Consider the following 12,583-nt stretch of genomic DNA (forward strand, 5'->3'; position numbering starts at 1 on the left):
TTCAGGTGCTGCGCTTGACGATGGCGATGATCACGCGCTCCAGCTCGGCCTCGGCGGCCGCATGTTCCACCGCACCAGCCGCAACCGCTTCAGACAGGGTTTCGGCGGCACCGAGGATGGCCCAGAGGCTGGCGGCTGGCACGACCTCCCCCGCTGCGAACGGACCCAGCCACTGTGCACACTTGTCGATGAAATCCTGCTGATAGCAGCGGCGCACCGCACGCAGTTCCGGCGATCCCGCCAGCGCGGCGAGAATGTCCTGGATCTCGCTGCCCTGCGAGAGCACGCAATCGATGTAGCCCGAGGCGATGGCATGCGCGCGATCCTTCAGCCGCGCCTTCGCACTGCCGATGCGCTCTTCGAAGACCACGGTCTGCCTCTGGTCATAGTCGGCATACAGCGCAGCCAGCAGGCCGTTGCGGGTTTCGAAGTGGTCGTAGGCCAGCGGCTTGGCGACGCCCGCCGCCTCGGCCAGGCGCCCCAGCGTCAGCGCATCGGTGCCCTCTTCGCCGACCAGCGCCCACGCCACGTCCAGCAGCTGGCGCGCACGTTGTTCTCGGGTCAGGCGGCGACGGGGCTCGGGCGTGGCAGGTCTGGAAGGCAAGGGAGATCGTCAGGGCGCGGGGGTTCCGATCTTACGTCCGATGTCCACCGCCGTCTGCAGATGCGTTTCGGCCATGCCGCTGTCGGCATCCAGCAGCAGCGTGGATGACAGCACCGGCGCTCCGCAGTAATCGAAGATGCCCTGGTCGATCTGGGTCTTCATCGCCTCGCCATAGCCACGCCGGTCGATCATCTGCTGGCCGGCGCCGCCCAGCCCCACCAGATGCACCTGCAGCCGCTGCAGCTTCTTTTCCACCTTGCCATCGGCGCCTTCGTCATAAGCCCAGCCCTGGGTGAAGACGCGATCGATCCAGCCCTTCAGCAGCGCCGGGAACGACCACCAGTAGAGCGGATAGACCAGCACGAGCGTGTCGGCCGCATCCAGCCGCACGTGCTCGGCGGCCACATCGGCCGGCAGTGTCGTGGTCCTGCGGAAGAACGCGTGGTCCTGCGCGTTGAAGCGTGGATCGAAGCCTTCCGCCGTCAGATCCTCGGTGGTGACCGTGTTGCCCGCATCGGCGTTGACGATCGCCTCGCCGATCCGCGCGGCCACGGCATGGGTGAGGGAGGTGGGTTCAGGGTGGGCTACGACGATATGGGTATGCATGGTGGGCTCTGGCAGTTCATTAGCTACCAATGGTAACTATGATTGCCGCCAGCACCAGCACCATCGGTGGAATGCTGTCGCGCATCGCGGGCACGCTTGTGCACATCACAGCCACGCCGGGCTGCCATCGTCTTGATGCCTGTCAGTGGATGCTTGCCGGACCACCGCAGCATTCGCACGACAACACACCATGCAAAGCAGCAATGAACGACCCGCGACACTTCCGCGCCTGCTCCTTGTGGAAGACCAGCTCGATCTGGCTGATCTGATGGAACAGGCCCTGACCGACGAAGGCAATGAGATCGCCCACGCCAACAGTGTCTTCGAGGCATTGGGCATGCTCGACAGTGGCCACTTCGACGGCGCTGTGCTGGACGTGGAACTTCGTGACGGCGTGGTGTTTCCCGTTGCCGATCGGCTGCTCGAGCTCGGCATCCCCTATCTTTTCGCTTCGGCGGTATACGACCAGCTGGTGCCGGTCAGGCATCGGCGTGCGCCCTTCCTGGCCAAGCCGTTCCATGTGCAGGGCCTGCAGCGCGCGGTGCGTGAAGCGCTCGGCAGGACGCCTCCCTCACCTGCACCGTCGCACTGACCGGCCCGTGCCTACGGCTTGAACAACCCGTTGAGCTCGGCACCTGACGGCGTGCCCGGCAGCCCGTCGAATGATCCGCTGCCGAGCATCTGCTCGGATGCCTTGAGAAAGCCCGCCCACGCACTGCGGGCCAGCGCTCCGCCGACGCTGACCCGGCGCACGCCCAGGCTGGCCGCCTGCTGCAGCGTCATCTGGCCGGGCGAGCCGATCAGCAGGTTGACCGGCTTGCCACCGGCGGCATCCACCACGGCGCGGATCTGCGCTGCGCTGCGGATGCCAGGCGCGTACAGGCAATCGGCACCCGCCTGCGCATAGGCGCGGATGCGGGCCAACGTGTCGTCCAGATCGGGGCGCCCGACGAAGAAGTTCTCCGCGCGTCCCACCAGCATCACGTCGTGCCCGCTTTCGTCGATGGCACGGCGCGCGGCCTGGAGCCGGGCCACGCTGTCTTCGATGCTGCGCAGCGGATGTTCCGCATCGCCGGTGGAATCCTCGATCGACAGGCCGGCTATACCGGCGTCGATCGCCATCGCCACACTCTCGTGCACCGCTTCCGGGCCGCTGCCGAACCCATCTTCGAAGTCGGCGTTCACCGGCAGATCGGTTGCCGCCACCATCGTCCGCAGATGGGCGAGGATCTCATCGCGACCCATCGCCCCGTCAGGCTGCCCGTGGGCCCAGGCATGGCCGGAGCTGGTGGTGGCCAGTGCCTGCGCGCCCAGCCGCGCCAGCGCCACGGCGCTGCCGACGTCCCAGGGATTGGGCAGCAGGAAGCACCCGGATGCATGCAGCGCCCTGAAGGCAGCGCGGCGGTTCTGGATTGCGTCGGCACTCATCACGGACTCCTGGTTGGTACGCCTTCCCGCGCCGCCGCCAGCGCAGCTGGTCACTTGGCAGCGTGCTTCACGGCGCTGCCACCCGGTTCTGCCGTCGTCTGCAACGGCAGCCCCTGCAACACCGCCTTGTCCACCTTCGCCGCCACGCCAACACTGCGCCCGGCCAGGTTGGCCACCTGGTACTGCACCGCCACGCCCAGCACCTGGGTCGCCTCGGACAACGTCAATCCATAGGCCTGGCGCAGCCACTGCAGCATGCCCGAGGTGGCGATGCGCAGCGCATCATCGCTGGAGCCGCCCTGGCCCAGGGTCATGATCTGCGTTGCCGATTCCACACGTGGCGTCGCGATCGCATGCTGCTTCAGCAGCTCGACCTTCACCTCCACATCCAGCGACGTCTCCAGCGCCCACTGCGTGGTTTCGCCATCGCCCTGCAGCGCGTGGCCATCGCCCAAATACATCAGGGCGCCAGGCTGCTGCACGGGCAGGTAGACCGTATTGCCTTCAACCACGGCGTTGAAATCCATGTTGCCGCCGAAATCGGCGGTATCGCCGGTGGAGAAGGGTGGATAGCCGAAGCCGGGCGCCAGCGCCAGGCCGCCGAGCATCGGCTTCACCGGCACTTCGAAATGCCGCAGGCCACCACTGGCTCCCTGCGGACGGGCGACGCCCCTGCTGCGGTCCAGCTGCCAGCGCACGGTCTTGCCCAGCTCGCTGGATTCAGCGGCCACGCGCGGCGTCTTCAAGCGCCCCACCAGGCCATCCAGGCTGTCGGCATGGTCGCGGTTGAGCTTCAGCGACGTGAGCGTGATCGCCAGCGTATCGCCCGGTTCGGCACCGACCACGAAGAACGGCCCGACCTGCGGATTGCCGAACAGCGCACGGGTGACGCCGTTCTCGTCCACCCCGCCAGAGTCCAGCGTGCGCGTCTTTACCGAATCCCCCGGCCAGATCACCAGCACCGGCGCGCGGTCGGCGCTGAACGTATTGGAATAGTCGGTCGGCGTGAACACATGGCGCTGCGGTGCTGTCGAGCCCCGCGCCGGTACCTTCCAGGCGCTGAAGGCGTGGACGGCACGCGCATCGCGGTTGTTGGTGTCCGGCTGATCGCTCTGTCCCTGCATCCGTGTACCGTCAATGCGCCCATCGAACTGATAGCGCTGGCCCTGGCTGTCGGTGGCGGTGAACACCATCTGCCCGGCGCTGAGGGTGCCGATGACCGGGTCGGCGTCCAGCCGGCCGGCGATACGCCCGCCCTGCACGTCCAGATGCAGGGTCTGGTAGTTCCTGTTGCCCCACAGGTCGGTGGCAACGATCCATTGTTCGGCAGCCAGCGCATTCAAGGGCAGCATTGCCAGCAAGAGTGCGGGCAATCGCAAGGAGATAGGCAAGGCGGGCATCCATGAACGCCGACGTGGCGGGTAGGCGCAGTGTAGGAATGCCATGGCAACCTTCGCAGTGTCGAACGTAACGCGGCCCGGCGGTGGCGGCCCGGCATGGGGGATGGTCGGCACGCGCAATTTCCACTATCTATAGGAAGCCTTCCCACGCCCGTCCACCACGCAACCACGCGGACGAAGGCATTTTTCAAACAATTGTTTTAAACACCACTAATTTCGCCGAACTGGACAGCATCCTCAGCTTCCGCCAGACTGCCGCCCTTTCCCGTCAATCGGATCCCATGGCGAAGCTGCTGGTCCTGCATGGCCCCAACCTCAACCTGCTCGGCACCCGCGAGCCGGAGGTCTACGGCCACACCACGCTGGCGGACATCGACCAGGCGCTGGTCGCCCAGGCCGCTGCCGCAGGCCACGCGCTGGAGAGCCTGCAGTCCAACGCCGAGCACGTGCTGGTGGATCGCGTGCAGGCCGCACGCAACGACGGAACCGCCTTCATCCTGATCAACCCGGCCGCCTTCACCCATACCTCGGTTGCCCTGCGCGATGCGCTGGCGGCAGTGGCCGTGCCGTTCATCGAGATCCACCTGTCCAACCCGCATACCCGCGAGCCCTTCCGCCAGCACAGCTATTTCAGCGACAAAGCCGTTGGCGTGGTGTGTGGCTTCGGCGCCGACAGCTACCGCTATGCGATGGACGCGGCGTTGGCACGGGTGCAGGCTGCCGCCGCGTCATGAGCCTGTCGCGCGTCCTCGCCAGCGTTGTGCTGTGGGCCGGCCTGTGCGGCATCGCCGCCGCGTCCGACCGTGAGGCCGAAGGCATCGACTGCGCGCACCCGACCACCACGATGGAGAGCGACCTGTGCGCCTCGGACGTGGCAGCGGCCGCCGACGTCGAACTCAACACCGTCTACGCCCAGGCCCGCAGGCAGCTGCGCACGCCGGCCAACGGTGGCAGCTGCAGCTACTGCGGCAACGCCGAACAGGAACTGGTGCTGGCCCAGCGCGCATGGATGCAGCTGCGCGACCACGACTGCCAGGCGGTGTACGCCCTCAATTCCGACGGCACCGCGCGCAACGGCGCACAGATGCGCTGCCTGATCACCCTCGCGCGCGACCGCACCCGGCAGCTGCGCGACTTCTACGAACTGCTTTGACCCGAGCGCAACGCGCTTCCCACCACACTGACATCAAAGAGCAAAGAGGCCACCATGGATCTCCGCAAAATCAAGAAGCTGATCGACCTGCTGGAAGAGTCGAACCTGGCTGAAATCGAAATCAAGGAAGGCGAAGAGTCGGTGCGCCTGTCGCGCGCTCCGGTGTCCGGCTACGGCATGATGCAGGCCCAGCCGCAGATGATGATGGCCGCCCCGGCCGTCGCTCAGCCGGCCACCCCGGCAATGCCGATGCAGTCGCCGACCGAGGCCTCCACCGGCGGCACCGCCAAGCCGGGCAACGCCCTGCCGGAAGGCCACGTGCTGCGCTCGCCGATGGTCGGCACCTTCTACGCCTCGTCCGCTCCGGACAAGCCGGCGTTCGTCAGCATCGGCCAGCAGGTCAAGGCCGGCGAGACCCTGGCCATCATCGAAGCGATGAAGATGTTCAACCCGATCGAAGCCGATGCGTCGGGCACCATCGTCGCCATCCTCGGCGAGAACGGCCAGCCGGTGGAATTCGACCAGCCGCTGTTCGTGATCGGCTAAGGGGCGGCTGCCATGCTCGACAAAGTCGTCATCGCCAACCGAGGGGAGATCGCGCTGCGCATCCTGCGCGCGTGCAACACCCTGGGCATCCGCACGGTGGCCGTGCACTCCACGGTCGACCGCAACCTCAAGCACGTGGCCATGGCCGATGAATCGGTCTGCATCGGTCCGGCGCCGTCGGCGGAAAGCTACCTCAACATCCCGGCGTTGATCGCCGCGGCCGAGGTCACCGACGCCCAGGCCATCCACCCGGGTTATGGCTTCCTGTCCGAGAACGCCAACTTCGCCGAGCGCGTGGAAGAGTCCGGCTTCATCTTCATCGGCCCGAAGGCAGACACCATCCGCCTGATGGGCGACAAGGTCGAAGCGATCCGCGCCATGAAGTCGGCCGGCGTGCCGTGCGTGCCCGGCTCGGGCGGCCCGCTCGGCGATGACATCGTCGCCAACACCAAGATCGCCCGTGAGATCGGCTACCCGGTCATCATCAAGGCCGCCGGTGGCGGCGGTGGCCGCGGCATGCGCGTGGTGCACGCCGAAGCCTCGCTGAAGACCTCCATCGAGACCACCAAGAGCGAGGCCAAGGCCGCGTTCGGCAATGGCGAGGTCTACATGGAGAAGTTCCTGGAGAATCCGCGCCACGTGGAGATCCAGGTACTGGCCGACGGCCAGGGCAATGCCATCCATCTCGGCGAGCGTGACTGCTCGATGCAGCGTCGTCACCAGAAGGTGGTCGAGGAAGCACCGGCACCGGGCATCACCACCGAGCAGCGCGAGCAGATCGGCAAGGTGTGCGTGGAAGCCTGCATCCGCATCGGCTACCGTGGCGCCGGCACCTTCGAGTTCCTGTACGAAGACGGCCGTTTCTACTTCATCGAAATGAACACCCGCATCCAGGTGGAGCATCCGGTCACCGAAATGGTCACCGGCATCGACCTGGTCGCCGAACAGCTGAAGATCGCTGCCGGCCAGAAGCTGTCGATCAAGCAGAGCGACGTGGTGCTGAGCGGCCATGCGATCGAGTGCCGCATCAACGCCGAAGACGCCGAGACCTTCGTGCCGAGCCCGGGCACCATCACCGGCTTCCACGCACCGGGTGGCCCCGGCGTGCGCGTCGATACCCACATCTACAGTGGCTACCGCGTGCCGTCGAACTACGACTCGATGATCGGCAAGCTGATCGTGCACGGTCCGGACCGCGAGACCGCCATCGCCCGCATGCGGGTGGCGCTGAGCGAGATGGTGGTCGATGGCATCAAGACCAACATCGCCCTGCAGCAGCGGATCATGCGTGACAAGGGCTTCCAGGCCGGTGGCCAGAACATCCACTATCTGGAAAAGCGCCTTGCCGAGCGCAAGAGCAAGCCGATCGCGTTGACCTGATCGGCTGCTGCTGTCGCTGGACATGAAAAGGGCGGGGATTTCCCCGCCCTTTTCTGTTTTCCGTCCGGTAACGCCGGGCCAGGCCCGGCGAAAAGACAACCGAGCGCAATGCCGCCGGCATCGCCGGCGCCACCTTCAACGCTTGTCGGCGACTTCCGCGGGAATCTGCGAGTTCGCCAAGGGACGCACACCGTTCGGCGAGGTCGGATCGACGATCACCATGGTCTCGCTGGAGCCATCGGGCCACACCACCTGGAAGGTGCTGCCGGCGGGCAACGACGAGAACGGCACGCCGCTCTGCGCGCGGTAAACGGCGGCCACCTGGCTGGCACCGGCGCGGCGCACGTCTTCCTGTGTCTTCACCGAGGTCAGTTCCACCTTCGACAGATGCCGGTAACGGTCTTCGTAGGTGTCGATCATCAGCAGGCCTACGGCACCGGCCGAGTACGCCACGAACAACACCACCCAGAACCAGAACTTGGCCCCATGCAGGAATCGACGGTAGTTCATCGCCCGTCCCTCGTTCCAATCAATCGCTTGATCCATTCCTTCATTTTCCCCGCACCTTGCCGCGAAACCGCGGCGTCATACACAAATTCACGGAAGTCCTGCGTTCCATCCGGCGAACAGATCCCTCCATTCGCACAAAAACTGTTGACCAGCACGCTGTCGGCTCCACAGGGAAGACCGAGTTCGCAGGCCGCAACCCGCCATGCCAGTTCACTGAGCTGTTCACCGGCAACCATGCCGCTGAGCGCCTTGTCGCCGGCCGCGCGCAACCCCATGCCCGGCGCGATCGCCATATAGGCTTCCGGATCGCGCGAGGTACGCACGCGCTCGACCAGATCACGGCGGTACTGCTCGTTGTCGTGCAGCGGTTCACCTTCGGCAAACAGCGCCGCTTCGGCAGCGAGGTTGCCCTGCTGGGCCGCGCGACGACGCTCACCGAGCACCAGCGCCGGCCCCAGCTTGTCGCCGGGCACGAAGCCACCGCAGCGCTGCGCCACTCGTTCGCGCGCCTCCACCATCACCGGTGCGGCACTCAGGCCGAGGCCGGCCAGTACGTTGTTGTCCAGGCGATAGCCGCCCGGATCAACGGCGTACTGCGCGCAGTAGTCGTAGACCCGGCTGAGCATCCAGCGCGCCTCATGGTTGCCCTGGTCGGCCTGCACGCGCAGGCGCTGAGCGTAGGCGTACAGATCGGTGGCATCTTCGATGTCGGCTCGGATATCCAGCGGCAGGCCCGAAGGCAGCGCGGTGCCACGTTCGAAAGCAGCCAGGCGGCGTGCCAGCGCTTCCGGCATCACCGGTGCCAACACCCCCTGCGCATCGCTGGACTGGGGAGCCAGTGGCACGTCGGCGCGCGCGTCCATGTCCCGACCGTGGCCATTGGCCCGATAACCGGCCACGCCCAGCACGGCCACGGCCGGCAGGACGAGCAACCAGGTTTTCAGGGTCGGGGCGAAAGCCATCGGCAACGGTCGGTGGTACGGCGCACAGGAAAGCGCCGAGTTTAGCAAGGCCCGTGAGGCCTGTCTGAATCGGCCTCGTTCATCCGAGGGTGGCATCTCAGGCAATACGGAGACGCCCCGATGGTCTAGCATGGCCCCCTTTCCCGCCATTGCCCTCACCGCCATGCCGTTCCTGGAACTGACCCTGCGTTGCACCGAAGCCACCCAGCCCCGCTATGAGAACGCGCTGGAGGACGTCGGCGCGCTGGCAGTGACCCTGCTTGATGCCGAAGCCGACACCAGCAACGAGCAGGCCATCCTGGAACCCGGCGTGGGCGAGACCCCGCTGTGGGACACCCTGGTGCTCAGCGCGCTGTTCCCGGCCGACAGCAACGCCCTGCTGCTGCTGGCGGCGCTGGAAGCTTTCGACCCGGAACTGGACTGGAGCAACGGCAGTTTCCGCGCCGTGGAAGACGAAGACTGGGAGCGCGCGTGGCTGGACCAGTTCCAGCCGATGGACTTCGGCAGCCGTACCTGGATCGTGCCGTGGAACCATGAGCTGCCGGAGGCCGCGCAGGCTGCCGACGCCGCCATCGTTCGCCTGGACCCGGGCCTGGCCTTCGGCTCGGGCACGCACCCGACCACCGCGCTGTGCTTGCGCTGGCTGGACCAGCTGGCCGTCGATGGCCAGCTGCAGGGCGAGCGCGTGCTCGACTTCGGCTGTGGCTCGGGCATTCTCGCCCTGGCCGCGCTGAAGCTCGGTGCCGCCCAGGCCATCGGCGTGGACAACGACCCGCAGGCACTGATCGCCACCGCCGACAATGCCGAACGCAATGGCGAACAGGCACGCATGCAGGTGTACCTGCCGCAGGACGAACCGGTCGCCACCTACCCGATCGTGGTCGCCAACATCCTGGCCTCTGCGCTGGATGCACTGGCCGAACTGCTGGCCGACCGTGTCGCGACCGGTGGTCGCATTGCCCTGTCGGGCATCCTGCATGGCCAGGAAGACGAACTGCTGCAGCGCTATGCGGCGTGGTTCGACGACCTGCAGGCCACCCAGGATGGCGACTGGATGCGCATCACCGGCGTACGCCGCGCCTGATCGTGGTTGAATGACCGCTGGATCCGAGCCCGCGCCCTGAGCATGTCCGAGCCGAACCCACCGCGCCGTCCCCTCGCCACGTTCCTGCGCACCGCGCCGGGGCGCGATGTCGCGCCTGAGACCACGGCACCGCGCGAGCCGGGGCCGACCGATGCAGCGCCGGTGATCGACGACCTCGACCCGGCAACGGACATCGCGGCGGCAACAGCAACAGAACCGCCGCCCGCCGATGATCCAATCATCGAGCCGGCGCCCACTGCCACGCCCGGCATCGCTGTCACCGCCACCGATGCGCCCAGCTTCCTCGGCGTGCGCCCGCGCGCACTGCCAACCCCTCGCTGGCATTGGCTGCTGGTGGCCGCGCTGGCGCTGCTGCTGTTGCTGCAGAGCGTGCTGGCCGATCGTGCACGGCTGGCAGCCGATGCCGGCACCCGGCCGTGGATCGCCGCGCTGTGCAACGTGCTGCGCTGCGAGCTGCCCGCCTGGCGCGAGCCCACTGCCTTGACCATGACCAGCCGTGAAATACGTCCGTTGCCGGCCCAGGCCGGCGTACTGCAGATCCAGGCCAGCATCCGCAACGACGCGCGCTGGCCGCAGGCATGGCCGGATCTGCGCCTGTCGCTGTCCGATGCCGATGGTCGCGTGATCGGCACCGGTGTGTTCGCACCGGCGCAGTACCTCGGTGAAAACCCGGGTGCGGTCCCGCTGGAGCCGGGGCAAAGCGCGCGCATCGCCTTCCGCGTGCAGGAGCCTGCCGCATCCACGGTCGCATTCACCTTCGAGTTCCTTTGACCTGGGTTGGACCGTCCGGCCGTGGCAGGCCGGGCACGCTCGCGCTAGACTGGCCGCCATCACCTCATCCGGTCCGGCGCCCCGCGTGCATGGACCAACCAGATCGGGAACCCCTTTGAACGCTGTCCTTTCTCGTCCTGACAACAGTCGTGGCGCTGCCCGGCCACCGCTGCGCGAACATGTGGCCCAGTCCGTACGCCGTTACCTGCGCGACCTCGATGGCTGTGATGCGGACGATGTCTACGAGATCGTGCTGCGCGAGATGGAGATTCCACTTTTCGTGGAAGTGCTCAACCACTGCGAAGGCAACCAGAGCCGCGCAGCTGCGATGCTGGGCATCCACCGCGCCACCCTGCGCAAGAAGCTGAAGGAATACGGCATCAGCGCGTAAGCGCAGCACGCCGGGCATGGCCCGGCGCTACCGATTCCGGGTCCACCCGGTTCCCGTAGATCCACGCCATGCGTGGATGGCCCTCCGGCGGAATCACCCGCCGCCGCCCGCCTTCCAGTAATACCGCACCACGTGAAAGAACACCGGCGCGGCGAAGCACACTGAATCCAGCCGATCGAGCATGCCGCCATGGCCCTCGATCATGTTGCCCCAGTCCTTGATGCCGCGGTCGCGCTTGATCGCCGACATCACCAGGCCGCCCCAGAACCCCATCAGGTTGATCAGCAACGACAGGCCGAACGCCTGCAGCGGCGTGAACGGGGTGATCCACCAGAGTGCGGCACCCAGCGCGCTGGCACAGAGCACGCCGCCGACAAAACCTTCCACCGTCTTCGACGGCGACAGCTTCGGCGCGATCAGGTGCTTGCCCAGCAGCTTGCCCCAGATGTACTGCAGCACGTCCGACGACTGCACCACGATCACCAGGAAGGCGAACAGCAGCACGTTGCGCGCCGGATCGTAGCCCGGCACGCGCAGGTTCAGCAGCAGCGGCACATGCGAGATGCAGAACACGCAGATCATCAGGCCCCACTGCACCTTCGACGTGCGCTCCAGGTAGTGGGTGGTATCACCGCCGATGGTGGCCAGGATCGGCAGGAACAGGAACGCGTACACCGGGATCAACAGCGTATACATGCCGTACCAGTCGATCCACACCAGGTAGTACTGCCATGGCAGCACGATGTAGAACGCGGCCAGCAACGCGTAGTAATCGCCCGATCGTGTCGGCGCAAGGGTGATGAATTCGCGCAGTGCGAACAGCGAGATGATCGCGAACAGCACGATCACGCCGGCGCGACCGAAGAACAACGCCAGCCCCACCACGATGGCCATCACCCACCACGCGCGGATGCGCGAGACCAGGTTGGCGATCACCGCGCTGGGCTTGCCGCGCTGGCGCCAGCGCAGGGTTTCGGACACCAGCGTGGCCAGCACCAGCACCGCACCCACGCCGGCGAACAGCAGGCCGGTCTGCTGGCCTACGCTGCGCGCGGCCAGATCACCGGACATATCGATCATGAAGCTCATGCACGGCCTCCGTTGGGGGCCAGGGCCAGCAGCGCCTGGCGGCTGCGCGCCAGGAACGCGGCCTTGTCCTCGTCGGCCTGCAGGCGCAGCGGCGTGCCGAACGTCGCCGTGCACAGCAGCGGCAGCGGCAGGAAACGCCCCTTCGGCATCACCCGCTTGAGGTTGTCGATCCACACCGGCACGAACTCCAGCTCCGGGCGTTGCCGGGCCAGATGGTAGATGCCGCTCTTGAACGGCAGCAGCGGCTCGTCACCGATGTTGCGCGTGCCTTCCGGAAACAGGATCAACGAACAGCCCTCATCCACCGCGTCACGCAGCACCTGCAGCGGATCCTGATGGCGGTTGCCCGCCTCGCGTTCCACCAGCACGCCATTGAACACCGCGTCGATCAGATAGCGCCGCAGGCCATCGCGCTGCCAGTACTCGGCGGCGGCGACCGGCCGCACCTGGCGCCGCAGTGCCGGCGGCATCGACGACCAGATCAGCACGAAATCACCATGACTGGCGTGGTTGCCGTAGTAGACGCGGTGCTCGCTGGACGGCGCGCAGCCGACCCACAGCGCGCGTGCGCCGGTCACCACATGGATGGCCGCACTGCAGGCGCGGGCGATCAGTTCAGCAAACATCGGCACCTCCCA

General features: G+C 66.7%; 16 protein-coding genes. 8 read left to right on the forward strand and 8 right to left on the reverse strand.

Features of this window, described 5'->3' with window-relative positions; translation table 11 throughout:
• Nucleotide 1: 1 nt before the first annotated feature.
• Both MRBLST15_RS20430 and MRBLST15_RS20435 read right to left on the reverse strand, forming a co-directional pair.
• A complete protein-coding gene (locus tag MRBLST15_RS20430) occupies nt 2–565 on the reverse strand; it encodes a TetR/AcrR family transcriptional regulator (protein ID WP_312705215.1) in 564 nt (187 codons plus the stop codon).
• 48 nt (nt 566–613) lie between these two features.
• On the reverse strand, nt 614–1,210 hold the full coding sequence (locus MRBLST15_RS20435; protein WP_312705197.1) for an NAD(P)H-dependent oxidoreductase: 597 nt from the start codon (nt 1,208–1,210) through the stop codon (nt 614–616).
• Nucleotides 1,211–1,400: 190 nt separating this feature from the next.
• Between MRBLST15_RS20435 and MRBLST15_RS20440 the strand changes: the two genes are divergently transcribed.
• Nucleotides 1,401–1,802 (forward strand): response regulator, encoded by a 402-nt coding sequence (locus MRBLST15_RS20440; RefSeq protein WP_180165311.1) that lies wholly within the window; start codon nt 1,401–1,403, stop codon nt 1,800–1,802.
• An 11-nt stretch (nt 1,803–1,813) separates the two neighbouring features.
• Here the strand turns inward: MRBLST15_RS20440 and MRBLST15_RS20445 are convergent, their stop codons facing one another.
• Nucleotides 1,814–2,641: an isocitrate lyase/PEP mutase family protein gene (locus MRBLST15_RS20445; protein ID WP_367787691.1), complete on the reverse strand. Its 828-nt coding sequence runs from the start codon at nt 2,639–2,641 to the stop codon at nt 1,814–1,816.
• A 47-nt stretch (nt 2,642–2,688) separates the two neighbouring features.
• Nucleotides 2,689–4,029: an acetamidase/formamidase family protein gene (locus MRBLST15_RS20450; protein ID WP_367787694.1), complete on the reverse strand. Its 1,341-nt coding sequence runs from the start codon at nt 4,027–4,029 to the stop codon at nt 2,689–2,691.
• A 290-nt stretch (nt 4,030–4,319) separates the two neighbouring features.
• Here MRBLST15_RS20450 and aroQ point away from each other — a divergent pair, with 290 nt between their 5' ends.
• From aroQ to accC, 4 genes are read left to right on the forward strand one after another with little or no spacing between them, the layout of a single operon-like run.
• Complete coding sequence (gene aroQ, locus MRBLST15_RS20455; RefSeq protein ID WP_100462212.1) at nt 4,320–4,772, forward strand: type II 3-dehydroquinate dehydratase; 453 nt, start codon at nt 4,320–4,322, stop codon at nt 4,770–4,772.
• Nucleotides 4,769–5,191, forward strand: a complete 423-nt coding sequence (locus MRBLST15_RS20460) for a lysozyme inhibitor LprI family protein (protein ID WP_265952769.1) — start codon at nt 4,769–4,771, stop codon at nt 5,189–5,191. The genes aroQ and MRBLST15_RS20460 overlap by 4 nt, the downstream gene beginning before the upstream one ends.
• Before the next feature lie 54 nt (nt 5,192–5,245).
• Nucleotides 5,246–5,737: an acetyl-CoA carboxylase biotin carboxyl carrier protein gene (gene accB / locus MRBLST15_RS20465; RefSeq protein WP_180165303.1), complete on the forward strand. Its 492-nt coding sequence runs from the start codon at nt 5,246–5,248 to the stop codon at nt 5,735–5,737.
• Between the two features lie 12 nt (nt 5,738–5,749).
• Nucleotides 5,750–7,117, forward strand: a complete 1,368-nt coding sequence (gene accC / locus MRBLST15_RS20470; protein WP_099820474.1) for an acetyl-CoA carboxylase biotin carboxylase subunit — start codon at nt 5,750–5,752, stop codon at nt 7,115–7,117.
• A 135-nt stretch (nt 7,118–7,252) separates the two neighbouring features.
• On the opposite strand, the gene MRBLST15_RS20475 is transcribed toward accC, so the two are convergent.
• Both MRBLST15_RS20475 and MRBLST15_RS20480 read right to left on the reverse strand, forming a co-directional pair.
• Nucleotides 7,253–7,627, reverse strand: a complete 375-nt coding sequence (locus MRBLST15_RS20475) for a hypothetical protein (RefSeq protein WP_367787699.1) — start codon at nt 7,625–7,627, stop codon at nt 7,253–7,255.
• Complete coding sequence (locus tag MRBLST15_RS20480; protein ID WP_367787702.1) at nt 7,624–8,589, reverse strand: hypothetical protein; 966 nt, start codon at nt 8,587–8,589, stop codon at nt 7,624–7,626. Before MRBLST15_RS20480 ends, MRBLST15_RS20475 begins: the two co-directional genes overlap by 4 nt.
• Before the next feature lie 163 nt (nt 8,590–8,752).
• Between MRBLST15_RS20480 and prmA the strand changes: the two genes are divergently transcribed.
• The 3 genes from prmA (at nt 8,753) to fis (ending at nt 10,856) form a co-directional block, all read left to right on the forward strand.
• Nucleotides 8,753–9,673 (forward strand): 50S ribosomal protein L11 methyltransferase, encoded by a 921-nt coding sequence (gene prmA, locus MRBLST15_RS20485; RefSeq protein ID WP_312705216.1) that lies wholly within the window; start codon nt 8,753–8,755, stop codon nt 9,671–9,673.
• A 42-nt stretch (nt 9,674–9,715) separates the two neighbouring features.
• Entirely contained in the window at nt 9,716–10,465 is a 750-nt protein-coding gene (locus MRBLST15_RS20490) for a DUF3426 domain-containing protein (protein ID WP_312705202.1), read from the forward strand.
• Between the two features lie 115 nt (nt 10,466–10,580).
• A complete protein-coding gene (fis, locus tag MRBLST15_RS20495; protein ID WP_006397198.1) occupies nt 10,581–10,856 on the forward strand; it encodes a DNA-binding transcriptional regulator Fis in 276 nt (91 codons plus the stop codon).
• A gap of 93 nt (nt 10,857–10,949) precedes the next feature.
• Here the strand turns inward: fis and MRBLST15_RS20500 are convergent, their stop codons facing one another.
• Nucleotides 10,950–11,945, reverse strand: coding sequence for a phosphatidate cytidylyltransferase (locus tag MRBLST15_RS20500; RefSeq protein WP_100553783.1), 996 nt, complete (start codon nt 11,943–11,945; stop codon nt 10,950–10,952).
• The gene (locus tag MRBLST15_RS20505) at nt 11,942–12,571 is read right to left on the reverse strand and encodes a lysophospholipid acyltransferase family protein (RefSeq protein ID WP_025878621.1); all 630 of its coding nucleotides are present in this window, start codon (nt 12,569–12,571) and stop codon (nt 11,942–11,944) included. Before MRBLST15_RS20505 ends, MRBLST15_RS20500 begins: the two co-directional genes overlap by 4 nt.
• Nucleotides 12,572–12,583 lie beyond the last annotated feature (12 nt).

It is taken from the genome of Stenotrophomonas sp. LST15-1-1.1, from assembly GCF_040815575.1.
GTDB classification, from domain to species: Bacteria; Pseudomonadota; Gammaproteobacteria; order Xanthomonadales; family Xanthomonadaceae; genus Stenotrophomonas; species Stenotrophomonas lactitubi_B.

Coding starts and splice junctions, on each gene's coding strand:
- MRBLST15_RS20435 (WP_312705197.1), bottom strand. CDS start 1,210: ATGCATACCCATATCGTCGTAGCCCACCCTGAACCCACCTCCCTCACC.
- MRBLST15_RS20440 (WP_180165311.1), top strand. CDS start 1,401: ATGCAAAGCAGCAATGAACGACCCGCGACACTTCCGCGCCTGCTCCTT.
- aroQ (WP_100462212.1), top strand. CDS start 4,320: ATGGCGAAGCTGCTGGTCCTGCATGGCCCCAACCTCAACCTGCTCGGC.
- MRBLST15_RS20460 (WP_265952769.1), top strand. CDS start 4,769: ATGAGCCTGTCGCGCGTCCTCGCCAGCGTTGTGCTGTGGGCCGGCCTG.
- accB (WP_180165303.1), top strand. CDS start 5,246: ATGGATCTCCGCAAAATCAAGAAGCTGATCGACCTGCTGGAAGAGTCG.
- accC (WP_099820474.1), top strand. CDS start 5,750: ATGCTCGACAAAGTCGTCATCGCCAACCGAGGGGAGATCGCGCTGCGC.
- MRBLST15_RS20475 (WP_367787699.1), bottom strand. CDS start 7,627: ATGAACTACCGTCGATTCCTGCATGGGGCCAAGTTCTGGTTCTGGGTG.
- MRBLST15_RS20480 (WP_367787702.1), bottom strand. CDS start 8,589: ATGGCTTTCGCCCCGACCCTGAAAACCTGGTTGCTCGTCCTGCCGGCC.
- prmA (WP_312705216.1), top strand. CDS start 8,753: ATGCCGTTCCTGGAACTGACCCTGCGTTGCACCGAAGCCACCCAGCCC.
- MRBLST15_RS20490 (WP_312705202.1), top strand. CDS start 9,716: ATGTCCGAGCCGAACCCACCGCGCCGTCCCCTCGCCACGTTCCTGCGC.
- MRBLST15_RS20500 (WP_100553783.1), bottom strand. CDS start 11,945: ATGAGCTTCATGATCGATATGTCCGGTGATCTGGCCGCGCGCAGCGTA.
- MRBLST15_RS20505 (WP_025878621.1), bottom strand. CDS start 12,571: ATGTTTGCTGAACTGATCGCCCGCGCCTGCAGTGCGGCCATCCATGTG.